Origin of the sequence: Minwuia sp. (assembly GCF_048007105.1) — a bacterium.
Classification (GTDB): Bacteria; Pseudomonadota; Alphaproteobacteria; order Minwuiales; family Minwuiaceae; genus Minwuia.
Map to the genome: position 1 here is coordinate 3,072,790 of NZ_CP180352.1, position 20,910 is coordinate 3,093,699.

Sequence of the window (20,910 nt, forward strand, 5' to 3'; positions counted from 1 at the left end):
GATGACGGATTTCCCCCTGCTGAGCATCCTGACCTTCGCGCCGCTGGCCGGCGCGCTGATCATTCTGCTGCTGATCCGCGGCAGCGATGAACAGGTGAACCGCAACTACCGCTGGGCGGCGTTGTGGACCACGGGCGCGACCTTCCTGATCTCGCTGGTGGTCTGGTTCCAGTTCGACGGCTCGACCCACGAGTACCAGTTCGTCGAGGAAAGCGACTGGATCGGCTTCGGCATCACCTACCGCATGGGCATCGACGGCATCTCCATGCCGCTGATCATGCTGACGACCTTCCTGATGCCGATCTGCATCCTGGCCAGCTGGGAATCGATCACCGTCCGGGTGAAGGAGTACATGGTCGCGTTCCTGCTGATGGAAACGCTGATGATCGGCGTCTTCTGCGCGCTCGACCTGGTTCTGTTCTATCTCTTTTTCGAGGGCGGCCTGATCCCGATGTTCCTGATCATCGGCATCTGGGGCGGGCAGCGGCGCATCTACGCGACCTTCAAGTTCTTCCTCTACACACTGCTCGGCTCGGTGCTGATGCTGCTGGCGATCCTGTGGATGTACTTCTACGCCGAGACCACCAGCATTCCGGAACTGATCGCCCGCGCGACGGATCCCGAGACGGCCATCCCGGCGAGCGTTCAGACCTGGCTCTGGCTGGCCTTCTTCGCCTCCTTCGCCGTGAAGATGCCGATGTGGCCGGTGCACACTTGGCTGCCGGACGCGCATGTGGAGGCGCCGACCGCGGGTTCGGTCATTCTTGCCGGCGTGCTGCTGAAGCTCGGCGGCTACGGTTTCATCCGTTTCAGCCTGCCCATGTTCCCGGCGGCGTCGCTGGAATTCGCACCGTTCGTCTTTGCGCTCTCGGTGGTGGCGGTGATCTACACCTCGCTGGTCGCGCTGATGCAGCAGGACATGAAGAAGCTGATCGCCTACTCGTCAGTGGCGCATATGGGTTTCGTGACCATCGGGCTCTTCACCTTCAATGTGCAGGGCATCGAGGGCGCGCTGTTCGTGATGCTGGCGCACGGACTGATCTCGGGCGCGCTGTTCCTCTGCGTCGGCGTCATCTACGACCGGCTGCACACCCGCGAGATCGCCCGATACGGCGGTCTGGTCGAGAACATGCCGAAATACGCCTTCGTCTTCATGCTGATGACCATGGCGTCCATCGGCCTGCCGGGCACCGCCGGGTTCGTCGGCGAGTTTCTGGCCATTATCGGCGCCTTCGAGGCCAACACCTGGGTCGCGCTGCTGATGACCACGGGTGTCATCCTGGGCGCGGGTTATGCACTCTGGCTGTATCGCCGGGTGGTCTTCGGCAAGCTGGAAAAGGAAGACCTGCGCGGCATGCTCGACCTCAGCCCGCGCGAGATCGCCATCTTCGCACCCTTGGTCGTGGCCGTGCTGTGGATGGGCATCTATCCGTCGGTGTTCCTCGATCTGATGGAACCGTCGGTGGTGCATCTCATCGAGAATCATGACAAGGCCATCGCCGCCGCCGAAGCGCAGGCCGGCACGATGAACCTGGCCGCGGATGCTGCGGGGACGCACAAATGATCAGCCACGACTACGCACTCGCGACACCGGAAATCTTCATGGCCGTTGCGGCCATGGCGATGCTGATGATCGGCGTCTTCTCGAAGAGCGAGAACGCGGCGCGCATGGTTTCATGGATCGGCATCGCCGTCCTTCTGGTCGCGCTGGTGCTCGTGACCCTGACCGACGACGGCGTCACCTTCGCCGGCATGTTCGTGACCGACGCCTTCTCGGGTTTCGCCAAGGTGCTGATCCTGGCCGGCACCGCGGTCTCGATGCTGATGGCCATCCGCTTCAACGAGCGCGAGCAGATGAACCGCTTCGAGTTCCCGGTGCTGATGACCATCGCCGCGCTCGGCATGATGATGATGGTCTCGGCCAACGATCTCATCGCGCTCTATATCGGCATCGAACTGCAGAGCCTGCCGCTCTACGTGCTGGCCGCGTTCCGCCGCGATTCGGTGCGCGCGACCGAGGCCGGGCTGAAATACTTCGTCCTGGGCGCACTGTCGTCCGGCATGTTGCTCTACGGCTGCTCCATGATCTACGGCTTCACCGGCTCGACCGGGTTCGACGGCATTGCCGCGGCGCTGGAAGGGCAGGAGACCGCGGGCATCGGCCTCGTCGTCGGTATCGTGTTCCTGACCGCCGGTCTCGCCTTCAAGGTCTCGGCCGTGCCGTTCCACATGTGGACGCCGGACGTCTACGAAGGTGCGCCGACGCCGGTCACCGCTTTCTTCGCCAGTGCGCCCAAGGTCGCGGCGCTGGCGCTGTTCATTCGTGCGGTGCTGGAGCCCTTCGGCGGGCTGGAGGACAGCTGGGTCCAGATCATCTGGCTGATCTCGGCGCTGTCCATGGTGCTGGGCGCTTTCGCCGCCATCGGCCAGACCAACATCAAGCGCCTCATGGCCTATTCCTCGATCGGTCATGTCGGCTACGCCCTCGTCGGCCTTGCGGCGGCCACGCCGGAGGGCGTGCAGGGCGTGCTGATCTATCTGGCGATCTATCTGGTGATGAATCTCGGGGCCTTCGCCTGCATTCTCGGCATGCGCCGGGGCACGCATCCGGTCGAGAGCCTCGACGATCTCAAGGGACTGGCCCAGACCCATCCCGGCATGGCGCTCTGCCTGTCGATCTTCATGTGGTCGCTGGCAGGCATTCCGCCGTTGGCCGGGTTCTTCGGCAAGCTCTACGTGTTCCGCGCGGCGATCGCGTCGGAACTCTACGTGCTGGCCGTGATCGGCGTTCTGGCCAGCGTCGTGGGCGCGTTCTACTACCTGCGCATCATCAAGCTGATGTATTTCGACGATGCGCAGGAACCTCTCGGCCGTCTCTCGGGGCGCGAACTGGGTGTGGTGATGGGCGTCGCCGCCGTGCTGATCGTGGGCTTCTCGGTGCTGCCGTTCTGGCTGGTCGACAACACGCTGTCGGCCGCCCAGGTTCTGTTCGGGTGACGCTGACGGCACACGCCGGCGCCATTTCGATCCAGACCGACGATCCACGCGCGCCGGGCTCCACACGCCTGCTGGAGGCGCATCTGGCGCATTCCTGGGACGAGACCCCGGAGACCAGCAACCACACCTTCGATGCCGAGGCGCTCGCCGCTGCGGACGTGACCTTCTGGACGGCGCGCGATGGCAACGAGGTGGTCGGCTGCGGCGCGCTGAAGCGTCTGGACGCTGAGAGCGCGGAACTGAAGTCGATGCACACGGCGGAGGCGCACCGGGGCCGCGGCGTTGCCCGTCTTGTAATGGAGCACGCTCTTGACCATGCGCGTGCGCAAGGGTTTTGCCGCATTCTGCTGGAAACCGGGACGATGGCGGGCTATGCCGCCGCGCGGGCGCTCTATCTCGGACGCGGGTTCACCGAATGCGGACCGTTCGGCGACTACAGTCTGGATCCGAACAGCGTTTTCATGTGTCTGGAACTGGATCGGTGAGCGGCGGCGGGATGACGGCCTTCGCCTTTCGGCGGATCGCGCTCGGCGATGTCGGCTCCACGAATGACGAGGCGCGGGCCCGGCTCGGAGAACTGGATGACGGCCCCTTCGTCGTGACTGGCGAACGCCAGCTTCAGGGGCGGGGCCGGCGGGGACGGGACTGGGTCAGTCCCGAAGGCAATCTGTACGCCTCCTTCACCTTCAGACCGGGCGCGCCCGTCGCGCGGCTGCCGGAACTTTCCTTTGTTGCGGCCCTGTCCGTCTGCGACATGGCGCGGCTGTTCGTGCCCGATCCGGAGGCCGTCCGATGCAAGTGGCCGAACGACGTCCTGATCGACGGTGCCAAGGTCTCCGGGATCCTACTCGAGACGGCGCGCCTGCCCGACGGGGACTATGCGATCATCGCCGGTATCGGCGTCAACGTCGTCTCGTCGCCGGCCGGAACACCCTATCCGACCGCATCGCTGGAGCCGCGGGCGGCCGGGCTGTCTGTCGATGCCGTCCTGCGGGCGCTCTCCGACCGTTTCGCGGCCTGGATTGTCCGGTGGCGTGCAGAAGGGTTTGCCGTGATCCGTGACGCATGGCTCGAGCGGGCCGACGGCCTGGGGCAGCCCGTGGTGGCGCGGCTTGCCGACCGGGAACTGCACGGTCGTTTTCACGGGCTCGGCGAGGATGGCGCGCTGATGCTGGAAAATGAGTCCGGGGACGTGGTACGGATCGCCGCTGCGGACATTTTCCGCCCTGTATCCTGAAGGGTTAGGACCGGCTCATGCTTCTCGCGATCGATGCGGGCAACACAAACACGACCTTCGCGGTCTTCGACGGCGACGAGATCGTCGGCGAATGGCGTTCGGGCACAAATGCGGCCCGCACGGCCGATGAATACGCGGTCTGGCTGTCGGCCCTGATGGGGCTGTCGGACCTGAAATTCGGCGACATCGACAGCGCCATCATCGCCAGCGTCGTGCCCCAGAGCCTGTTCAACCTGCGCACCCTCTGCCGGCGTTACTGCAACTGCGAGCCGCTGGTGGTCGGCGAGGAAGATGTCGATATCGGCATCAAGGTGATGATCAAGCGCCACCGCGACGTCGGCGCGGACCGCCTGGTGAACGCCGTCGGCGCCCACATTCTCTATGGCGGGCCGGCGATCATTCTCGATTTCGGCACCGCGACGACGTTCGACGTTATCGACGACAACGGCAACTACCATGGCGGCGTGATCGCACCGGGCATCAATCTCAGCCTGCAGGCGCTGCACATGGCGGCGGCCAAGCTGCCCCGGATCGCCGTCGAGCGGCCGTCCAAGGTGATCGGCGACGATACCGAATCGGCCATGTTGTCTGGCGTCTACTACGGCTATGTGGGGCTGATCGAAGGCCTGGTGGCCCGCATCAAACAGGACTACGGCGCGCCGATGAAGGTTCTGGCAACCGGCGGTCTGGCCGTGATGTTCTCCGACGGAACGGACGCCTTCGACAACATCGACCGCGACCTGACCATGAAGGGCCTGCTGGAGATCAGCCGCCGGAACCCGAGGACGCTCGCTTGAGCGCCGCGCATCCGCACCGCGACGGGCTGGTGATCGCGCCGCTGGGCGGCTGCGGCGAGATCGGCATGAACCTGACGCTCTACGGGGCGGCGGGGAAGTGGCTGATGGTCGACTGCGGCATGACCTTCGCCGACGAGAGCCTGCCCGGTATCGATCTGATCGTGCCCGATCCGGCCTTCATCGAGACTGAAGCCGAGGATCTGGTCGGTCTGGTGATCACGCATGCGCACGAGGATCACATCGGCGCGGTGCACCACCTCTGGGAACGGTTCCGCTGCGATGTCTGGGTGACGCCGTTCGCGGCCCAGTCCCTCTACGCCAAGCTGGACGAGGCGGGGCTGCGCGACGACGTGACGGTCCGGATCTTCGAGGGCGATGCCGCCATCGAGCTGGATCCGTTCCGCATCACGCCGGTCGGTTTGACGCACTCCACGCTGGAGATGCAGGCGCTCGCGATCGAGACTCGGCACGGTACGGTGCTGCACACCGGCGACTGGAAGCTTGATGCGGACCCTCTGATCGGGCCGAAGTCGGACGAGGTGGCGCTGAAGGCCTGGGGCGACAAGGGCGTGCTGGCGCTGGTCTGCGATTCGACCAACGTGTTCGACCCCGGCACATCCGGTTCCGAGGCCGATGTCCGCAAGTCCCTGATCGAACTGGTGAAGGCCCGTCCGAACAACCGGGTCGTGGTGACGACCTTCGCGTCGAACGTGGCGCGGATCGAAAGCGTCGCGCGCGCGGCGGAGGCGTCGGGCCGTGAGTTCGTGCTTGTCGGGCGCTCGCTCTGGAAGTTCTGGCAGGCGGCGCGCGCCGTCGGCTATCTGGAGGACGTCAAGGCGCCATTGACCGACAAGGACGCCGCCCGCATGCCGCGCCACAAGACGCTGATGCTCTGCACAGGCTGTCAGGGCGAGCCGCGCGGCGCGATGGCCCGGATCGCGATGGACGATCATCCCTCCATCGATCTGCGCGCGGGAGACACGGCGATCTTCTCGTCCAAGATCATTCCCGGAAACGAGCGGACGCTCTACCGGATGCACAACGCGATGGCCCTGAACGACGTCGAGGTCATCACCGAGAAGGACCATTTCGTTCACGTCTCGGGCCATCCCGCGCGCGAGGAACTCAAGCGCATGTATGAGCTGGTGCGGCCCGAGATCCTCGTGCCGGTTCATGGCGAAGCCCGGCATCTGATCGAGCAGGCCCGTTTCGCGGTCGAGGAGGGAGGCGTCAACGCCTCACAGGTGATCCTGAATGGCGATGTGCTCCGGCTGGCGCCGGGTCAGCCCGAGATCGTCAGCGAGGTGCCGGTCGGACGTCTTGCTGTCGATCCGGCCGGGCTGGTGGTGACGGCGTCGGCGATGCTGCAGCACCGCCGCAAGCTGGCCGGAAACGGCGTGATGATGCTCGTGCTTGTCGTCGACGAGGAGAGCGAACTGGTCGAGGATCCGCGCATCTTGCTGGTGGGTGTGGCCGAGGGGGCCGAACTTGGCCGCCTCCGGGGTGACATCTCTGTTGCGATCGACAGGGAGGTGGCCAAGGTCAACGGTCGCCGTCCGGCGGATGATGACACCCTGGCCGAAGCCGCGACACGCGCCGCCCGCCGGGTGGTGCGGCAGATCGCCAATCGCCGGCCGATTACGGAATGCGAGATCGTGCGCCTGGAAGAGGGCGAGCAGGTTTCGAAGGACAAGTGGAAGGAGGCCGTCTGATGATCGGACGCTTGAATCATATCGCCATCGCCGTTCCCGATCTGGACGCGGCGTCCGCGACCTATCGCGACACGCTTGGGGCCAAGGTATCCGCGCCGCAGCCGGAACCCGATCACGGCGTGACCGTGGTGTTCGTCGATCTGGGCAACACCAAGGTCGAACTGCTGCATCCGCTGGGCGAGGGCTCGCCGATCGCCAACTACCTGAAGAACAACCCGTCGGGCGGCATGCATCATGTCTGCTACGAGGTCGAGGACATCATCGCGGCGCGCGACAAGCTGAAGTCCGAAGGCGCCCGCGTGCTGGGCGACGGGGAGCCGAAGATCGGCGCACACGGCAAGCCGGTGCTGTTCCTGCACCCGAAGGACTTCTGCGGCACGCTGGTCGAGATCGAACAGGTCTGACCCGATGTCCGTCGCCGGCGGCATCGTCATCTACGTCATTCTCTGGTGGGTGATCCTGTTCACCATCCTGCCGATCGGCGTGCGCAACTCCTACGAGGAGGGCGTCGAGATGGTGCCAGGGCAGGCCGACGGCGCCCCGGTGCGGCCGCGTATCCTGTTCAAGTTCGCGCTGACGACCGCCGTGACCACAGTCGTCTTCGGCCTGATCTGGGCCAGCGACTATTTCGACTGGGTCGAGTGGCGCCAGCTGATGTACGACCTCTCGGAACGGTTCTGAGCCGCTGCGCGGTCAGTAGCCGCGCGCCCGGTCGATCTCGGTCTTCAGCGGCTGTCCGGCTTCGAAAGCCCTGACATTCTCCGCGAACAGCCGGCTGATCCCGCCCATGTAATCCGGGAAACCGCCGGCGACATGCGGCGTGATGATCAGGTTCGGGGCGGTCCAGAGCGGATCGCCCTCGGGCAGCGGTTCCTGCTCGGCAACATCGAGCGCCGCGCCGGCCAGATGCTCTTCTTTCAGCAGCTTGATCAGCGCCGCCTCGTCGACTTGTCCGCCGCGGCCCAGGTTGATGACGTAGGATCCGGGCTTCATCTTCCGCATCATCGCCTCGTCCAGGATGCCGTGCGTCTCGTCGGTCAGCGGCAGGATGGAAACCACGACATCCGCATCGGCAATGGCTTCGGCGGTCTGGTCGAACCCGTAGACCTTGTCGACATGCGGCGAGGGACGGGGGGTCCGCTTCGTGCCGGTTACCCGCATGCCCATCGCGGCGCAGCGCTCGGCCGTCGCCTCGCCGATACGTCCGAGGCCCAGGATGCAGACGGTCGAGCCCCGGGCCGATCCGGGCATGTACTGCCGCCAATAGCCGCCCCGGTGCCCTGTGAAGGCCCAGCAGGCGCGCTTGATGCACATCAGGATCAGGGTCAGCGCGTATTCGCTCATCGGTTCCGCCGCCAGGCCGGCCGCGTTGCAGACCTTCACCGATGCGGGTAGTTCGTCGATCGGCATCAGATGGTCGATACCGGCGCCGAAGCTCTGCAGCAGCTTCATATTGGTGGCCTTCGCCCAGTGTCCGCGCGGCGGCTTCAGGGCCATCAGGAACTCGGCGTCGGGCAGTCCTGCCGCAAACCCTTCATCGCCTTCCAGCGCCACGATCTCGGCCTCGGGAAAGGCGTCCTGAAGCGGTCCGACGACGCGATCATTGAACTTGGAATAGACGTGGATGGTCTTCGGCATGGTCTGGTCTCCCCCGTGGCCCGCCGGCACCTTATTCGGATAGGCTGGCGATGACGAGGGCAACGCGCCGGGACGGGCTCTGCGGAGCCGGCATGACCGGCGGGATACGAGGGGGACAACAGGTGGACGCAAGCGAACCGACGCTGAGGGCGGCACCGATGCCGTCGGACTGCAACGCCAATGGCGACATCTTCGGCGGCTGGGTGCTGTCGCAGATGGACATTGCCGGCGGAACGGCCGCCTCTCGCTTCATGCGCAGCCGTTGCGTGACCCGGGCGATCGAGGCGATGACCTTCGAGCAGCCGATCCGCGTCGGCGATGTCGTTTCCCTCTACACGCGCATCACCCGCGTCGGCCGGACCTCGGTCACGGTGCATATCGACACCTTCGTCCAGCGCAAGTTCGGCACGGAAACGGTCAAGGTGACCGACGGGGATTTCGTCTTCGTGGCCATCGACGAACAGGGTCATCCGACCACGTTCGAGGCCAGAGAGGGCCTTTGACACAGCGAAATGACGTTGGGGAATATTGGCCATGCGCCGATTTTCGTTCGCGCCGCCGCGGTAGCGCTGTCATACTCGGGGCGTAGTCGTGAACCAGATGGCCTGACGGAAAGGCAGCGAGAAGGCGCGGGAAGCGCAACACATTCTGACCCCGAACGCTTCCGGTTGCCCGACGGGCGCTCCGCAGGCCCATGATTGATGGGAGGCGAGAGTTGCTTGTTTCATCCATGCTACGTGCCAAGGGCGGCAGTGTCGGAACCATTCGTCCGGACACGGACGTTCTGCATCTCTGTGACAAGTTGAAGGAACTGCGTGTCGGCGCGCTGGTCGTCAGCGAGGACGGCGAACGCATCCAGGGCATCGTCTCGGAGCGCGACGTGGTCCGGGCCCTGGCGACACGGGGCGCCGCGGCGCTGGATTGCGGCGTCACCGAGATCATGTCCGGCGATGTCGTGACCTGCAGCCCGTCGGACAATATCGGCGATCTGATGCGGATGATGACCGAGAACCGCGTACGTCACCTGCCGGTTACGGAAGGCGGTCGGATGGTCGGCCTCGTCTCTATCGGCGACGTCGTCAAGTACCGCGTCGAGGAACTGGAAAGCGACGCCCAGGCGCTGCAGGAGTACATCCAGACCGGTTGAGCCCGGTTCAGGCGGCCTCCAGTCCTGTCGAGCGGTAGCGGTAGACGCCGTCGTCGCCCATCTTGCGCTCCATCCGGCCGCGGCCGATCAGCATGTGGATGTGACTGATCGCTTCCGAGAAGGCGAGGCTCATGTCGTCTTCCTGCAGTTCCCGGCGGAACAGGAAGGGCAGCGTCTCCCGCACCGTCACCCAGTCGGGCGCGGCCTGCCAGAGCGTCTTCAGCCTGAAGCGGTGGTGGTCCTGCAGATAGTTGATGCGCGCATGCAGGTTGCGGAACGGATCGCCATGCGCCGGCAGGATCATCACGTCGTCGGGCAGCGGGCGGAAATTGTCCAGCGTCTCCAGATAGAGCTGCAGCGGGTTGGCGTCGGGCTCTGCCGGATAGACCCCGATATGCGGTGTGATCGCCGGCAGGATCTGGTCGCCCGAGATCAGGACGTTCAGGTTCTCGCAGAACAGCGCCACATGCTCGGGCGAGTGACCGCGCCCGATGATGACGCGCCAGGTGTTCTGGCCGATCTTGAAGCGCTGGTCATGCGTCAGCCGCCGGAAGGCGCGCGGGATCGGCGTCATCATCTTGGCGACACGGTTGAAGCCGCGTTCGCGGAGCGCCTCCAGCATGGTCTCGGAATAGCCGATGCGGCGGTAGTGATCGACGACGTCGTCGGGCACCCGCTCTGTCACGTCCAGCGCCATGGTGCGGCCGAACGCCCATTCGCCGAGAGACATCCAGAGCAGGCAGCCCCAGCGTTCGGTGAGCCAGCCGGCCTGGCCCAGATGGTCGGTGTGGAAATGGGTGCAGATCACCCGCTTCACCGGACGGCCGGCCATCAGCTTGCTGGCGAAGATCTCTTCCCACCAGGCCATGATCTTCTTCGAACGCAGGCCGGTATCGACGATGGTCCAGCCGTCGTCGTCCTCCAGCAGCCAGAGATTGATGTAGTCCAGGCCGGGGATCGGGATGGCCATGCGGATCCAGTAGACGCCCTTCGCGACCTCGAAGGTTTCCGGACCCTCTGGCCGCTGATCGCCGAACACATAGTCCAGTTCCGGTTTGACGGGATGATTGTCCAAGATCCGCTCCAGCCTGCTATTGCGTCGCAGCAATGTCGTCCACCAGCCTTTGGCGGTCAACGTCCGCTGCCGCATGGGGACTTGCCCGACACGCGGCTTCAAGAGATGGTTGGGCGGTTCCGCTGAGGGGGTCGGTTTGGAAATTCAGGTGCTTGGCGCCGCCGCGGGCGGCGGCTTTCCGCAATGGAACTGCAATTGCGAGAACTGCCGGGCCTTCTGGTCCGGCGATCCGGAACTGCAGGCGCAGACCCAGTCGTCCATCGCCGTATCGGCCGACGGTGCGCGCTTTGCGCTGTTCAACGCCTCGCCGGATCTTCGCCAGCAGATCGAGCGAAATCCGGCCCTGCATCCGAAGACCGGTCTGCGGGACAGCCCGATTCGGGCGGCGGTGCTGACCAATGGGGATGTGGACCATGTCGCGGGACTGCTGAACCTCCGCGAGAGCCAGCCGTTCGGGCTCTACGCCACCAGCCGCATTCACGAGGTGCTTGCCGCCAACACCGTCTTCAACGTGTTGAACCCGGACTTCGTCGATCGGCGGACCTTCCGCCTGAACGAGGCGGTGGAGCTGAAGGAGGGCGACGGGACGCCGCTGGGTCTGACGGTGACGGTGTTTCCCGTGCCCGGAAAGGTCGCGCTCTGGCTGGAGGACAAGAACGCCGAGGGCGGCAATTTCGGCACGGTCGACGAGGACACGGTGGGGCTGGAGATCGCCGACAACGCGGGACGCCGGGTCTACTACATTCCCGGCTGCGCGCGGATGACCGAGGACCTGGCCGCCCGGCTGGACGGCGCCGACGTGGTCTTCTTTGACGGGACGCTCTGGACCGATGACGAGATGATCCGCCAGCAGGTCGGCATCAAGACCGGTCAGCGGATGGGCCACATCTCGATGAGCGGGGACGACGGCTCGATCGCGGCTTTCCGGGACCTGAAGGTCGGCCGCAAGATCTTCATCCACATCAACAACACCAACCCCGTCCTGCGCCGCTCGTCGCCCGAACGGGCCGAAACCGAGGCTGCGGGGTGGACAATCGCCGAAGACGGGATGACGGTTCGGGCATGACGGTCGAACATCTTTCGCCGGAAGGCCCCATCCACAGCTACCGCAACCTGATCCGCGCCGGGGAGATCAAGCCCGACGTGGCGCAGGAAGTGGCCGTGGAGAAGCTGCAGGCGCTGCATCACACGCTGAAGAGCTACACGCCCCAGGCGGACCGCGGGATCCGGCGCATCTTCCAGTTCGGGGCGCCGAAGAAGAAGGCCGAGGTGCCGTCGGGACTCTACATGTATGGCGGCGTCGGGCGCGGCAAGTCCATGCTGATGGACCTGTTCTACGATACCGCGCCGGTGGAGAAGAAACGGCGCATCCACTTCCACCAGTTCATGCTGGAGGTGCACGCCGACGCCCACGCCTTCCGCAAGGCGAAGCCTGGCGAGCGGGACGGGGACGACCCCATTCCACCCATCGCCGACCGCGTGGCGGGGCAGGCGACGCTGCTCTGTTTCGACGAGTTCCAGGTCTCCGACATCGCCGACGCCATGATCCTGGGCCGTCTTTTCACGGCGCTGTTCGAGCGCGGCATCGTCGTCGTCTCGACCTCCAACCGCCCGCCGGACGACCTCTACAAGGACGGTCTGAACCGGCAGCTGTTCCTGCCCTTCATCGAACTGTTGAAGCGGAAGCTGGATATCCTGCACCTGGACAGCCCGACCGACTACCGCATGGACCGGCTGAACCAGATGCCGGTCTATGTGAGCCCGCTCGGACCCGAGGCCGACGCGGCGCTGGAGAAGGACTTCGCCGCCCTGACCGAGGGCGAGGACCCGGCGCCCGCGACGATCGAGGCGCAGGGCCGGACGACGGAAATTCCGCGCGCCGCGAAGGGCGTCGCCTTCATCGATTTCAGCGCCACCTGCGGCCGGCCGCTCGGGGCGGCGGACTATCTCGCGCTGGCGGCGAAATACCATACGGTTATCCTTGCCAACGTGCCGAAGTTGACCAAGGAAAAACGCAACGAAGCCAAACGGTTCGTCACGCTCATTGATGCATTGTATGAGAACCGGACGAAGCTGATCTGCTCGGCGGGGGCGAAGCCTGAAGACCTCTATCCGGCCGGAGATGGCAGCTTCGAGTTCCATCGCACGGCGAGCCGCCTGATGGAGATGCAGTCGCAGGAGTATCTCAGCCTGCCTCACGCCCTCCGCGACCACTGAGCCTCTGGCAACGGCCGCCCGCCGTTCCCATATGCGACATGTTGTCAATGATCGGAGCAGGTTCTTGTTCGGAATGGGTCTACTTGGCTGGACGGTCGTCATCGGCATCCTGTTCGTGCTGCCGCTGTGGCGGATCAACGAACGCGCCGGCCTCAATCCATACTATTCGCTTTTTGCGCTGATCCCGTTCGCCGGACTGCCGCTGGCCCTCGGGTTTCTCGCCTTCAAGCCATGGCCGAACGGCGAGCATCGCATCCGCGGGCCGTTCGACGAGTTCGACCGCGCGAAGGAGCACTTCTGATGGAACTGCTCTGGCCCGGTTCTCCCGTTCTCTTCCTGCTGGCCTGGTTCGGCTGGCGCATCGCCGCCAAGGCCGGCTATTCCGGCTTCTGGGGGCTGACCGCCCTGATCCCGCCGATCGGACTGGTGGCGCTCTGGTATCTGGCCGCGACGAAGGGCTGGCCGGGCCAGACCGGCGCTGGCGACCGTGGTGCGCCTAAGTCCCGCGATGGCCATGACGGATCGGGCGTGACCATCCGCCGGCCGTCCGAGGTGGCGCGTGAGCGCTCGAACTGATCTGCATTTCGGCGAAGGTTCCGGGCGCGCAGCCAGGCTGCAACGTCTCGACGATCTCGCGCAGCTGCTGGACAGCCGCTTCGCCATACCCGGCACCGGCATCCGCTTCGGCCTCGATGGCATCGTCGGCCTGATCCCGGGGATCGGCGACACGGCGACAGCGGTTCTCAGCCTCTACATCGTGCTGCAGGGGTACATGCTGGGCGTACGCAAGCGGACAGTGCTGCAGATGCTGGTCAATGTCGCCGTGGATTACATGATCGGCATCATCCCGGTGGCCGGCGACGTCTTCGACTTCGTCTTCGGCTGCAACCGGCGCAACATCGAACTCATCCGCCGCGATCTCGAAGCGGCAAACTGAACGGCCGCTACTCCAGGATCTGATAGACCGCGTTCAGACCGACGCGGATCTCGGACTCGCCCGGCGCAACCGGCGTCGCCGAGGCACGCATGGATTCGGCGCGGTCCATCGCCATCATCGGCATGGGCGGACGGCCGCCGCCGGATTCGGACAGGCTGATCAGACGGCCGAGCTTCAGTCCGGCCTTCTCGGCGAAGAAGTCACGGCGCGCTGTCAGCTTCTCGATGGCGTCGGTGCGGGCCGCCTCCATCAGCTTCTCGGTGTTGGAGAAACCGAATGACACCTGACCGATATCATTGACCCCGGCATTGACCAGCGCGTCCAGGCCGGGCCCGACCTTGGCCATCTCGCGGACGGTCACGTTGACCCGGTTGGCGGCGCGGTAGCCGGCGATGCGGGGGACCTGGTTGCGGCCTTCGTCGCGGGCGTAGACCGGCGAGAGGTTGATGCCGGAGGTCTGGATGTCCTTGTCGGCGATGCCGGCCTTGCGGATCGCTTCCATGACCCGGGTCATGCGCTCGCGCTGGTCGGCCATGGCCTCTGCGGCGGTCTTCGCCTCGGCCACGACGCCGGCAGTCAGGTTGGCCAGATCAGGGGTGGCGCTGGCTGTTCCCTCGACCGCGATATGCAGCTGGCCGGGTTCCGTGTCGTGCGCCATCGCCGCGCTGCCGGACAGGGCAGCGGCGGACAGGACGAGGGCGGCGGCAAGGTGGCGGACGGATGGGGTAGGCATGTTTCGCTCCTTCTTCTCGTTGCGGCCTGCATCGGGGCCGGGCGGAGAGATGAACCTGAAAGCTGAATGTGACCCGAATGGGGCCGTCAGCCGTCGCCGTCTTCGGGGAAGCGGAAGCGGAAGTCGCAATGGCCGGCGCCGGAGAGGATGGTCTGGGTCCGTGTCAGCTTCGCATCCTTGTTGAAGCCCTCGGCGAAGGCGAAATCGCGGTTGCAGGACAGGATCGCGCCAAGTTCGGGGATGCCGAGGGCGCGGTACATCTCGGCGTAGCGGCAGCGGGTGACGTTGAAGTCCAGCTTCGCGTCCGTGTGCTCCAGCACATCGATTTCCAGCGCGCCGTCCTGCCGCCAGTACTTCATGGAGTCCAGGAACTCCCCGGAGCCGTCGCCCCCCATCGCCTCCGCCAGTTCGCCGCCCTGTTCGTTGGCGATGCGGATGATGGTGTCGCGGACGATGTCGAGCACCTGATCGCGGCCGAAGGCGCCGGCCAGCGCCTCTATGACCGGCGCCAGCACGCGGGCTTCTGTCTCGCGCCGGGCGAGGACACCGATACGTTGGGTCAGTGTATCCGGCAGCGGTTCGGCTTCGTCGCTCATGTCCCGTTCTCCCCTGTTCGATCCGGTGGCGATGATAGGGCGGGGCGGTCTGTCGGGCCAGTCAGGCCGCGTCCAGAAGACCGCGGACCCAGCCGCCGGCCTCATGGGGGTTTACGACGGCGCGCTTGATCAGCCGGTCGAAATGGGAAGTCAGCGCGGCGATCTGCTCGGTGCCGTTCAGCACCAGATACATGTCGCCCACATAGATCGCGGCGCGCAGCGGCCCGAACACGGTGTAGGGCGCCGAGAAGGCCTCCCGGCCGTCATAGAGGAAGATCCGGAAGGTCGGATAGAGCTCGTCCAGCAACCCGGCCATCTGGCGTATCTGATGCGTCCGCTGCGCGTCAGTGAGCCCGGACCAGACGCCTTCGCCGCGCGCGAAACCCTGCAGCCGCTGCATCGGCATGCAGACTTCCATGTCGGTCTCGGGGCGGCGGCTGTAGGCGAGGCGCCGGCCGGCCTCGCGGATGATGATGTCCGGCTCCGGATCGGCGGTCTCCCGGTGCTCGTAGCGGATGACATCGTCGGTGCGCAGCAGGTCAGGCAGGGTCGCCGGCACATAGCGGATCTTGTAGCCCGCGGCTTCCGCATGCCACTGCGCCAGCCGCGTATCGTCGGCGCTGCCAGCTTCTTCCTCGATCTCGAGTGTCCGGGCGACTTCGGTCCCGAAGCGGTCGTCCTGGGACAGACCCAGCAGCCAATCGAGGCTGACGTGATGGTTCTGCGAGATGGCGCGCAGGGTCTCGGCCCGCGGCAGGCGGGTGGAATGGCCCGACAGAAGCTGGCTCAGCGCCGAGCGGTCCAGTCCGACCGACTCGGCGAATTTGGCATTGCTGCCGCGGAAACGTCCGAGCACGGCCTCCAGCCGTTCGCGGAAGATCTGTCCGAGTTCGCGCTTGTCCAAGCGGGATCCCACCCTGTTTGGAAATGATGATATTTGTCGACTTTGCACATCATTGCGGTATTTGTCGTGCCGAATTAACAGATGTTGCACCGAATCACCCTCTGCACCGCAGGTCAGCCGGTTTATCGCTGATTGCATGAAACGTGAGGGGCGAACCGGTCGATCGGGGCCGGAATGGCTGACAATTGCGCTGATCGGGGCCTGCAGCACCAGCTGGATCGCCGGAATCTGGCTCATCGGACGCATAGAGACATGGTTTCTCCTGCCGGTGCTGGCGCTCCCTGTGGCGTTGCACTCGTCCCTGCAGCACGAGATCATTCACGGCCACCCGACACGCTGGCGCTGGTTGAATGAATTGCTGGTCGCGCCGGCAATCGGGCTGTTCCTGCCGTTCCGCCGCTTTCGGCGGCTGCATCTGCGCCATCACCGAAGCCGTGATCTCACCGATCCGGTCTTCGATCCCGAGACGCCCTATCTGACGGCCTCGAGATGGACGGCGCTGCCGCGTTGGCGCCGTTTGGTGCTGAACGCCAACAACACGCTCGCCGGGCGTCTTGTAATTGGACCGGTGATCAACACGGCCGGCCTGATCGGCGGGGACATCCGGTCGGCTTCGCGCGGCGACAGGTCCGTGATCGCCGACTGGCTCTGGCATCTTCCGGCGCTGCTCCCGGTGCTGGCCTGGCTCTGGATCTGCGGTGTGCCGCTCTGGGCCTATGCGTTGCTGGCGGCCTGGCCCGGCATGTCGATCCTGATGCTCAGGACCTTCGCCGAGCACCGCTGGGACGCCGACCGGCGGGCCCGGACCGCCATCGTCGAGCGGGGCGGGGTATTCTCGCTGCTGTTCCTCAACAACAACCTCCATTCGGCGCATCACCGCTGGCCCTCGGCTCCTTGGTACCGGCTGCCGAACCTGCATCAGAAGCTCTGGATGGAGGGTACGCCGACGGGCGACGTCTTCGCCGGTTACGGCGAGATCGTCCGGCGCTATCTTTTCACCATGCGCGAGACCGTTACAGACCCGGGCCGGCGAAACTCTTGATCGCGGCCCTGCCGATGTACGACTGGCCGGTACTGCAGCCGGTCAATGACCGTCTGTGGTCGGCGGTGGCGGCGCTGTTGCGTGCAGAGGGCATCGACGCGCCGGAACGGCTGACCCGGGAGGATCGCTATGCACCTCTGTGGGAACGCAAGGATCTCCTCTTCGCACAGACCTGCGGACTGCCCTTCAACACGCGTCTGAAGGGCAGGGTCCGCTATGTCGCGACGCCATGGCACGAGGTCGAGGGCTGTGGCGAAGGCACCTACTCGAGCGCCATCGTCGTCCACCGCGACCGCGCCGGGCTCGATCCGGAACGGCTGGGCGCGATGCGGCTGTCGATCAACGGCCCCGATTCCTGGTCGGGATGCGTGGCGCTCGACCGCTGGTTCCGCGCCCGCGGCGAAGCCATGCCCGAACCTGCTATGGTCTCCGGCGGGCATCTGTTCTCGATGCAGGCCGTCGCCGAGGGCGAGGCGGATGGAGCCGCCATCGATTCCATCGCGCTCGGCCTGGCGCAGCGGCACCTGCCGGACCTGACGGACCGGCTTCATGTCGTCGACTGGACCGAGACGCGCTGGCCATGCCGTTCATCACGGGGGGCAATGCCGCCGACGGTCTGGTGTCGGCACTTGCCAACGCGCTCGCAGCCGCCATCGCCAGCGATGCCGAGGTCCGTCATGCTCTCCGGCTGAAGGCCACTGTCATCCTGCCGCCGGACGCCTATGACGGCATGGTCCCGACGGCCTGATCGATCACTTCATCCAGGGCGCCGCGACCATGACCTGATTGCGCTGATCGGTGATGTGGCCGGCCTCACGGGACTTCGCGAGGAAGATGTGCCAGTCCGGATCGGCCTGCATCGCCGCGCGCTTGGTCTCGCGGTCGGCATGGCTGTCGTAGCGCCAGACATGGGTATAGGTGTTCAGTTCGCCGACTTCCGACCAGCCGTACATCACCGGCTCGCCGAGATGCTTCTTCTGCGGCGCCATGCCGAACTCCTCGTAGAGCTTGAGCTGAGCCGGAACGGTGCCGGGCTTACAGGTGTAGGTGCGAACGTCGTAGATCATGGCTTCCCCCCTTGGTAATGGTGTGCCCGCATTTGACCGGATCGGCAGGGGGAGGGGAAGACCATGATCGAATTCGAGCTGACATCGGAACAGGTTGAACTGAAGGAGCGGGTCGAGCGCTTCGTCCGCGACAAGGTGATTCCCTTCGAGACCGACCCGCGCCGGACCTCTCACGGCCCGACCGACGATCTCCGCGACGAGCTGGTGGCGCTGGCGAAGGCCGAGGGCCTGCTCAGCCCGCATGTCTCCGAAGCCTGGGGCGGCATGGGCGCCGATCACATGACCAAGGCGATCATGTTCGAGGCGTCGGGCTATTCGATGCTCGGGCCGATCGCGATGAACATCGCCGCGCCCGACGAAGGCAACATGCACCTGTTCGACGAGGTCGCGACCGAGGCGCAGAAGGCGCGTTACCTGAAGCCGCTGGCCGCGGGCGAACAGCGCTCGGTCTTTCTGATGACCGAACCGTCGCCGGGCGCGGGTTCCGATCCGGGCGCGATGCTGACCGAGGCCCGGCCGGATGGAAACGGCTGGAAGATCTCCGGCCGGAAATGGCTGATCACCGGCGCCGAGGGCGCGAAGATCGGCATCGTCATGGCCCGCACCTTCGACGAGAAGGGCGAGGATATCGGCGCGTCCATGTTCCTGACGCCGCTGCCGGCCGTCGGAGTGAAGGTCGACCGCGTCCTCGATACGATGGATTCCAGCTTCACCGGCGGTCATGCCGTGGTCGATCTGGACGGTCTGCGGGTCGATGGCGACGCGGTGCTCGGCGAGGTCGGCAAGGGCTTCCGCTATGCCCAGGTCCGGCTGGCGCCGGCGCGGCTGACCCATTGCATGCGCTGGCTCGGCGCCGCGCAGCGGGCGCATGACATTGCCTGCGACTATGCCAAACAGCGCGAGGCCTTCGGCACCAAGCTGATCGATCACGAGGGCGTCGGCTTCATGCTGGCGGACAACGAGATGGACATGCACATCGCGCGGCTGGCGATCTGGCACTGCGCCTGGGTCCTGGATCAGGGCGGGCAGGGCGGCCGCGAGAGCTCGATGGCGAAGGTCATCTGCTCGGAGGCGCTCTACCGTGTCGCCGACCGGGCGCTGCAGACCCTTGGCGGTCTCGGCATGACCCGCGACACCGAGGTCGAGCGCATCTTTCGCGAGATGCGTGGCTTCCGCATCTATGACGGTCCTTCCGAGGTGCACCGCTGGTCGCTGGCGAAGCAGATCAAGCGCCGCTGAAGGAGTTGAGCCCGTGACCGACGCCAGGCAGCAACTGGAGAAATTCTTCAGCATCCAGAAGCCCCCGATCGCCGACCTTCTCGGATGGGAACTGGTCGATCTCGATCCGGACCGCGGCTGGATCAGCGTGGCCTTCAATGCAATCGACCAGTTCCGCAATCCGGTCGGCAATGTTCAGGGCGGCATCCTGGCCGCCATGCTGGACGACACCATGGGACCGGCGGTTCTGGTCGCCTCGAAGGGCAAGCTCTACTCGCCGACGATCAACATGAATGTGAGTTTCGCCAGGGCGGCGAAGCCGGGCCGTCTGATCGGCGAGGCGACGGTGGTGCAGATGGGTCGCACGGTCGCCTTCGTTGATGGCCGGTTGACCAACGAGGCGGGCGAGCTTCTCGCTTTCGCGAGCTGCAGTGTCCGCCTGGTTCCCGTCGAGACGCTTCAGCGCTAGCTAGGGCACGATTCCCTTCGGCCTCGCCGGGCCGTTGGCGAGGCCGAGGCAGCCCGCCATGGCCCGGCCGAGTCCGACATCGCGGAAGACGAAGCGGGCGGAACCATCCTCTCTGAGGCCTTCCACCGTGCCGGCCCCCTCGGCCTCTGCGATCCAGCCGCCGACCGAGGCGATCACGCGAAGGGGGCGGGCATCGTGTCGGGCCAGCGTTGCGAAGGCCTCCGTGTCGCCGGGCGCGCCGTCGAAGATCACCAGGATACGGCCGGTGTGACCGTCGGGTGCACGCGCTGCGGCGCCGATCACCGCCAGCGCGGCGAGCGGCAGCAGCACGGCCGCGGCGACCGCGATCCAGATTGTCCGCGCCTCAGCCATCGGGCGGCAATCCGCTACGACCGATCAGCATCTCGCCGCTGATCTCCCGGTACAGCTTCTCCCGCATCGCCCGTGCGAAATCGCCGTAGTTCCGCGCCGGAATCAGGAAGGATCCGGGGCCGCCGACCACATATTCCAGATAATAGCGCTCCAGAAACGGGTCGTCGGTCATGATCGGCAGACCGTTGATGACGACGCCCTCGGCCAGCGCTTCCTGCCGGCCGACGTCGATGGCGGCCAGTGCGTCGATCAGGTTGTTCTCCTTGCCGTCGCCGGACACGTCGATGATGCGGCGGAGACCGTTGAAGCCGTTGGTTCTGAGCCGGGTGAGCGCGTTCCGGATCGCGTAGTTGATGGCCGTGGCGCCGGGCCGGACCGGACGGTCGAGATCCTGCACGTCACTGGCGAAACGGTAGGCGCTGACAGGGTCCCGGATGAGATACCAGTCCGTGCCGGCGACGGGCGCATCCAGCCCCGACCAGACCATCAGGTTGACGGCGACGCCGCCGAACGGACCGCTCGAAATGGCTTCCAGGACGCCGGGATCGCGGAACGCCGCCGCGATGCCGTGCATCTGCAGGCGGAACTCCTCGAAATCCACGCTGGCGGAGCCGTCGACGGCCAGAACCAGCTCGAGATCGACCGGCGTCTGCTCGGCCGCGGCCGGCGCGGCGGTCAGGCCGATGATCAGGAGCACGGTCAGCATGGCCGAGAGGGTGGGGCGGCAGCCCGCCGCGGTCCAGCCCTCCCGG

27 protein-coding genes are annotated in these 20,910 nt (G+C 65.7%); 19 read left to right on the forward strand and 8 right to left on the reverse strand.

Going from position 1 to position 20,910, the window contains the following annotated elements; translation table 11 throughout:
* Position 1: 1 nt before the first annotated feature.
* From ACMVY4_RS14905 to ACMVY4_RS14940, 8 genes are read left to right on the forward strand one after another with little or no spacing between them, the layout of a single operon-like run.
* Positions 2-1,564, forward strand: a complete 1,563-nt coding sequence (locus ACMVY4_RS14905) for an NADH-quinone oxidoreductase subunit M (protein WP_416896801.1) — start codon at positions 2-4, stop codon at positions 1,562-1,564.
* A complete protein-coding gene (gene nuoN, locus ACMVY4_RS14910) occupies positions 1,561-2,997 on the forward strand; it encodes an NADH-quinone oxidoreductase subunit NuoN (protein ID WP_416896802.1) in 1,437 nt (478 codons plus the stop codon). The genes ACMVY4_RS14905 and nuoN overlap by 4 nt, the downstream gene beginning before the upstream one ends.
* A complete protein-coding gene (locus ACMVY4_RS14915) occupies positions 2,994-3,482 on the forward strand; it encodes a GNAT family N-acetyltransferase (protein ID WP_416896803.1) in 489 nt (162 codons plus the stop codon). Before nuoN ends, ACMVY4_RS14915 begins: the two co-directional genes overlap by 4 nt.
* Positions 3,479-4,234 carry a biotin--[acetyl-CoA-carboxylase] ligase gene (locus ACMVY4_RS14920; RefSeq protein WP_416896804.1) on the forward strand — a complete coding sequence of 252 codons (756 nt, stop codon included), beginning with the start codon at positions 3,479-3,481 and terminating at the stop codon, positions 4,232-4,234. Before ACMVY4_RS14915 ends, ACMVY4_RS14920 begins: the two co-directional genes overlap by 4 nt.
* A 17-nt stretch (positions 4,235-4,251) precedes the next feature.
* Positions 4,252-5,031 carry a type III pantothenate kinase gene (locus ACMVY4_RS14925; RefSeq protein ID WP_416896805.1) on the forward strand — a complete coding sequence of 260 codons (780 nt, stop codon included), beginning with the start codon at positions 4,252-4,254 and terminating at the stop codon, positions 5,029-5,031.
* The gene (locus ACMVY4_RS14930; protein WP_416896806.1) at positions 5,028-6,743 is read left to right on the forward strand and encodes a ribonuclease J; all 1,716 of its coding nucleotides are present in this window, start codon (positions 5,028-5,030) and stop codon (positions 6,741-6,743) included. Before ACMVY4_RS14925 ends, ACMVY4_RS14930 begins: the two co-directional genes overlap by 4 nt.
* Positions 6,743-7,147: a methylmalonyl-CoA epimerase gene (gene mce / locus ACMVY4_RS14935; RefSeq protein WP_416896807.1), complete on the forward strand. Its 405-nt coding sequence runs from the start codon at positions 6,743-6,745 to the stop codon at positions 7,145-7,147. The genes ACMVY4_RS14930 and mce overlap by 1 nt, the downstream gene beginning before the upstream one ends.
* Positions 7,148-7,151: 4 nt before the next feature.
* Positions 7,152-7,424 (forward strand): DUF1467 family protein, encoded by a 273-nt coding sequence (locus ACMVY4_RS14940; protein ID WP_416896808.1) that lies wholly within the window; start codon positions 7,152-7,154, stop codon positions 7,422-7,424.
* A gap of 12 nt (positions 7,425-7,436) precedes the next feature.
* Here ACMVY4_RS14940 and ACMVY4_RS14945 read toward each other — a convergent pair whose 3' ends face one another.
* Positions 7,437-8,381, reverse strand: a complete 945-nt coding sequence (locus tag ACMVY4_RS14945) for a D-2-hydroxyacid dehydrogenase (RefSeq protein WP_416896809.1) — start codon at positions 8,379-8,381, stop codon at positions 7,437-7,439.
* A gap of 122 nt (positions 8,382-8,503) precedes the next feature.
* On the opposite strand from ACMVY4_RS14945, the gene ACMVY4_RS14950 reads away from it, so the two are divergent.
* Positions 8,504-8,884, forward strand: coding sequence for an acyl-CoA thioesterase (locus ACMVY4_RS14950; protein ID WP_416896810.1), 381 nt, complete (start codon positions 8,504-8,506; stop codon positions 8,882-8,884).
* Between the two features lie 212 nt (positions 8,885-9,096).
* Positions 9,097-9,528, forward strand: coding sequence for a CBS domain-containing protein (locus ACMVY4_RS14955; protein WP_416896811.1), 432 nt, complete (start codon positions 9,097-9,099; stop codon positions 9,526-9,528).
* A gap of 7 nt (positions 9,529-9,535) precedes the next feature.
* On the opposite strand, the gene ACMVY4_RS14960 is transcribed toward ACMVY4_RS14955, so the two are convergent.
* Entirely contained in the window at positions 9,536-10,603 is a 1,068-nt protein-coding gene (locus tag ACMVY4_RS14960; RefSeq protein WP_416896812.1) for an MBL fold metallo-hydrolase, read from the reverse strand.
* Between the two features lie 136 nt (positions 10,604-10,739).
* On the opposite strand from ACMVY4_RS14960, the gene pqqB reads away from it, so the two are divergent.
* The 5 genes from pqqB (at position 10,740) to ACMVY4_RS14985 (ending at position 13,757) form a co-directional block, all read left to right on the forward strand.
* Complete coding sequence (gene pqqB, locus ACMVY4_RS14965) at positions 10,740-11,669, forward strand: pyrroloquinoline quinone biosynthesis protein PqqB (protein WP_416896813.1); 930 nt, start codon at positions 10,740-10,742, stop codon at positions 11,667-11,669.
* Positions 11,666-12,820 carry a cell division protein ZapE gene (zapE, locus tag ACMVY4_RS14970; RefSeq protein WP_416896814.1) on the forward strand — a complete coding sequence of 385 codons (1,155 nt, stop codon included), beginning with the start codon at positions 11,666-11,668 and terminating at the stop codon, positions 12,818-12,820. Before pqqB ends, zapE begins: the two co-directional genes overlap by 4 nt.
* A gap of 64 nt (positions 12,821-12,884) precedes the next feature.
* Positions 12,885-13,121 (forward strand): hypothetical protein, encoded by a 237-nt coding sequence (locus ACMVY4_RS14975; RefSeq protein WP_416896815.1) that lies wholly within the window; start codon positions 12,885-12,887, stop codon positions 13,119-13,121.
* Positions 13,121-13,396 carry a hypothetical protein gene (locus tag ACMVY4_RS14980; protein ID WP_416896816.1) on the forward strand — a complete coding sequence of 92 codons (276 nt, stop codon included), beginning with the start codon at positions 13,121-13,123 and terminating at the stop codon, positions 13,394-13,396. Before ACMVY4_RS14975 ends, ACMVY4_RS14980 begins: the two co-directional genes overlap by 1 nt.
* Positions 13,380-13,757: a DUF4112 domain-containing protein gene (locus ACMVY4_RS14985; protein WP_416896817.1), complete on the forward strand. Its 378-nt coding sequence runs from the start codon at positions 13,380-13,382 to the stop codon at positions 13,755-13,757. The genes ACMVY4_RS14980 and ACMVY4_RS14985 overlap by 17 nt, the downstream gene beginning before the upstream one ends.
* Positions 13,758-13,764: 7 nt before the next feature.
* Here the strand turns inward: ACMVY4_RS14985 and ACMVY4_RS14990 are convergent, their stop codons facing one another.
* The 3 genes from ACMVY4_RS14990 to ACMVY4_RS15000 all read right to left on the reverse strand — a co-directional run bounded on the left by ACMVY4_RS14990 (position 13,765) and on the right by ACMVY4_RS15000 (position 15,990).
* Positions 13,765-14,490, reverse strand: coding sequence for an SIMPL domain-containing protein (locus ACMVY4_RS14990; RefSeq protein ID WP_416896818.1), 726 nt, complete (start codon positions 14,488-14,490; stop codon positions 13,765-13,767).
* A gap of 86 nt (positions 14,491-14,576) precedes the next feature.
* Complete coding sequence (locus ACMVY4_RS14995; protein ID WP_416896819.1) at positions 14,577-15,086, reverse strand: L-2-amino-thiazoline-4-carboxylic acid hydrolase; 510 nt, start codon at positions 15,084-15,086, stop codon at positions 14,577-14,579.
* A 61-nt stretch (positions 15,087-15,147) separates the two neighbouring features.
* On the reverse strand, positions 15,148-15,990 hold the full coding sequence (locus ACMVY4_RS15000; RefSeq protein ID WP_416896820.1) for a helix-turn-helix domain-containing protein: 843 nt from the start codon (positions 15,988-15,990) through the stop codon (positions 15,148-15,150).
* 136 nt (positions 15,991-16,126) lie between these two features.
* Between ACMVY4_RS15000 and ACMVY4_RS15005 the strand changes: the two genes are divergently transcribed.
* Positions 16,127-17,032, forward strand: coding sequence for a fatty acid desaturase (locus ACMVY4_RS15005; protein WP_416896821.1), 906 nt, complete (start codon positions 16,127-16,129; stop codon positions 17,030-17,032).
* On the forward strand, positions 17,029-17,724 hold the full coding sequence (locus ACMVY4_RS15010; RefSeq protein WP_416896822.1) for a phosphate/phosphite/phosphonate ABC transporter substrate-binding protein: 696 nt from the start codon (positions 17,029-17,031) through the stop codon (positions 17,722-17,724). Before ACMVY4_RS15005 ends, ACMVY4_RS15010 begins: the two co-directional genes overlap by 4 nt.
* Before the next feature lie 60 nt (positions 17,725-17,784).
* Here the strand turns inward: ACMVY4_RS15010 and ACMVY4_RS15015 are convergent, their stop codons facing one another.
* The gene (locus ACMVY4_RS15015) at positions 17,785-18,099 is read right to left on the reverse strand and encodes an NIPSNAP family protein (protein WP_416896823.1); all 315 of its coding nucleotides are present in this window, start codon (positions 18,097-18,099) and stop codon (positions 17,785-17,787) included.
* Between the two features lie 66 nt (positions 18,100-18,165).
* Between ACMVY4_RS15015 and ACMVY4_RS15020 the strand changes: the two genes are divergently transcribed.
* Positions 18,166-19,338: an acyl-CoA dehydrogenase family protein gene (locus tag ACMVY4_RS15020; protein WP_416900322.1), complete on the forward strand. Its 1,173-nt coding sequence runs from the start codon at positions 18,166-18,168 to the stop codon at positions 19,336-19,338.
* Between the two features lie 13 nt (positions 19,339-19,351).
* Positions 19,352-19,786, forward strand: coding sequence for a PaaI family thioesterase (locus ACMVY4_RS15025; RefSeq protein WP_416896824.1), 435 nt, complete (start codon positions 19,352-19,354; stop codon positions 19,784-19,786).
* On the opposite strand, the gene ACMVY4_RS15030 is transcribed toward ACMVY4_RS15025, so the two are convergent.
* Both ACMVY4_RS15030 and ACMVY4_RS15035 read right to left on the reverse strand, forming a co-directional pair.
* A complete protein-coding gene (locus ACMVY4_RS15030) occupies positions 19,787-20,158 on the reverse strand; it encodes a hypothetical protein (RefSeq protein WP_416896825.1) in 372 nt (123 codons plus the stop codon).
* On the reverse strand, positions 20,151-20,864 hold the full coding sequence (locus ACMVY4_RS15035; protein WP_416896826.1) for a DUF1194 domain-containing protein: 714 nt from the start codon (positions 20,862-20,864) through the stop codon (positions 20,151-20,153). The genes ACMVY4_RS15030 and ACMVY4_RS15035 overlap by 8 nt, the downstream gene beginning before the upstream one ends.
* Positions 20,865-20,910: the final 46 nt, after the last annotated feature.

Coding starts and splice junctions, on each gene's coding strand:
- ACMVY4_RS15005 (WP_416896821.1), top strand. CDS start 16,127: ATGAAACGTGAGGGGCGAACCGGTCGATCGGGGCCGGAATGGCTGACA.
- ACMVY4_RS14905 (WP_416896801.1), top strand. CDS start 2: ATGACGGATTTCCCCCTGCTGAGCATCCTGACCTTCGCGCCGCTGGCC.
- ACMVY4_RS14980 (WP_416896816.1), top strand. CDS start 13,121: ATGGAACTGCTCTGGCCCGGTTCTCCCGTTCTCTTCCTGCTGGCCTGG.
- ACMVY4_RS15035 (WP_416896826.1), bottom strand. CDS start 20,864: ATGCTGACCGTGCTCCTGATCATCGGCCTGACCGCCGCGCCGGCCGCG.
- ACMVY4_RS14990 (WP_416896818.1), bottom strand. CDS start 14,490: ATGCCTACCCCATCCGTCCGCCACCTTGCCGCCGCCCTCGTCCTGTCC.
- ACMVY4_RS14945 (WP_416896809.1), bottom strand. CDS start 8,381: ATGCCGAAGACCATCCACGTCTATTCCAAGTTCAATGATCGCGTCGTC.
- nuoN (WP_416896802.1), top strand. CDS start 1,561: ATGATCAGCCACGACTACGCACTCGCGACACCGGAAATCTTCATGGCC.
- mce (WP_416896807.1), top strand. CDS start 6,743: ATGATCGGACGCTTGAATCATATCGCCATCGCCGTTCCCGATCTGGAC.
- ACMVY4_RS14995 (WP_416896819.1), bottom strand. CDS start 15,086: ATGAGCGACGAAGCCGAACCGCTGCCGGATACACTGACCCAACGTATC.
- ACMVY4_RS15015 (WP_416896823.1), bottom strand. CDS start 18,099: ATGATCTACGACGTTCGCACCTACACCTGTAAGCCCGGCACCGTTCCG.
- ACMVY4_RS14940 (WP_416896808.1), top strand. CDS start 7,152: ATGTCCGTCGCCGGCGGCATCGTCATCTACGTCATTCTCTGGTGGGTG.
- ACMVY4_RS15030 (WP_416896825.1), bottom strand. CDS start 20,158: ATGGCTGAGGCGCGGACAATCTGGATCGCGGTCGCCGCGGCCGTGCTG.
- zapE (WP_416896814.1), top strand. CDS start 11,666: ATGACGGTCGAACATCTTTCGCCGGAAGGCCCCATCCACAGCTACCGC.
- ACMVY4_RS14925 (WP_416896805.1), top strand. CDS start 4,252: ATGCTTCTCGCGATCGATGCGGGCAACACAAACACGACCTTCGCGGTC.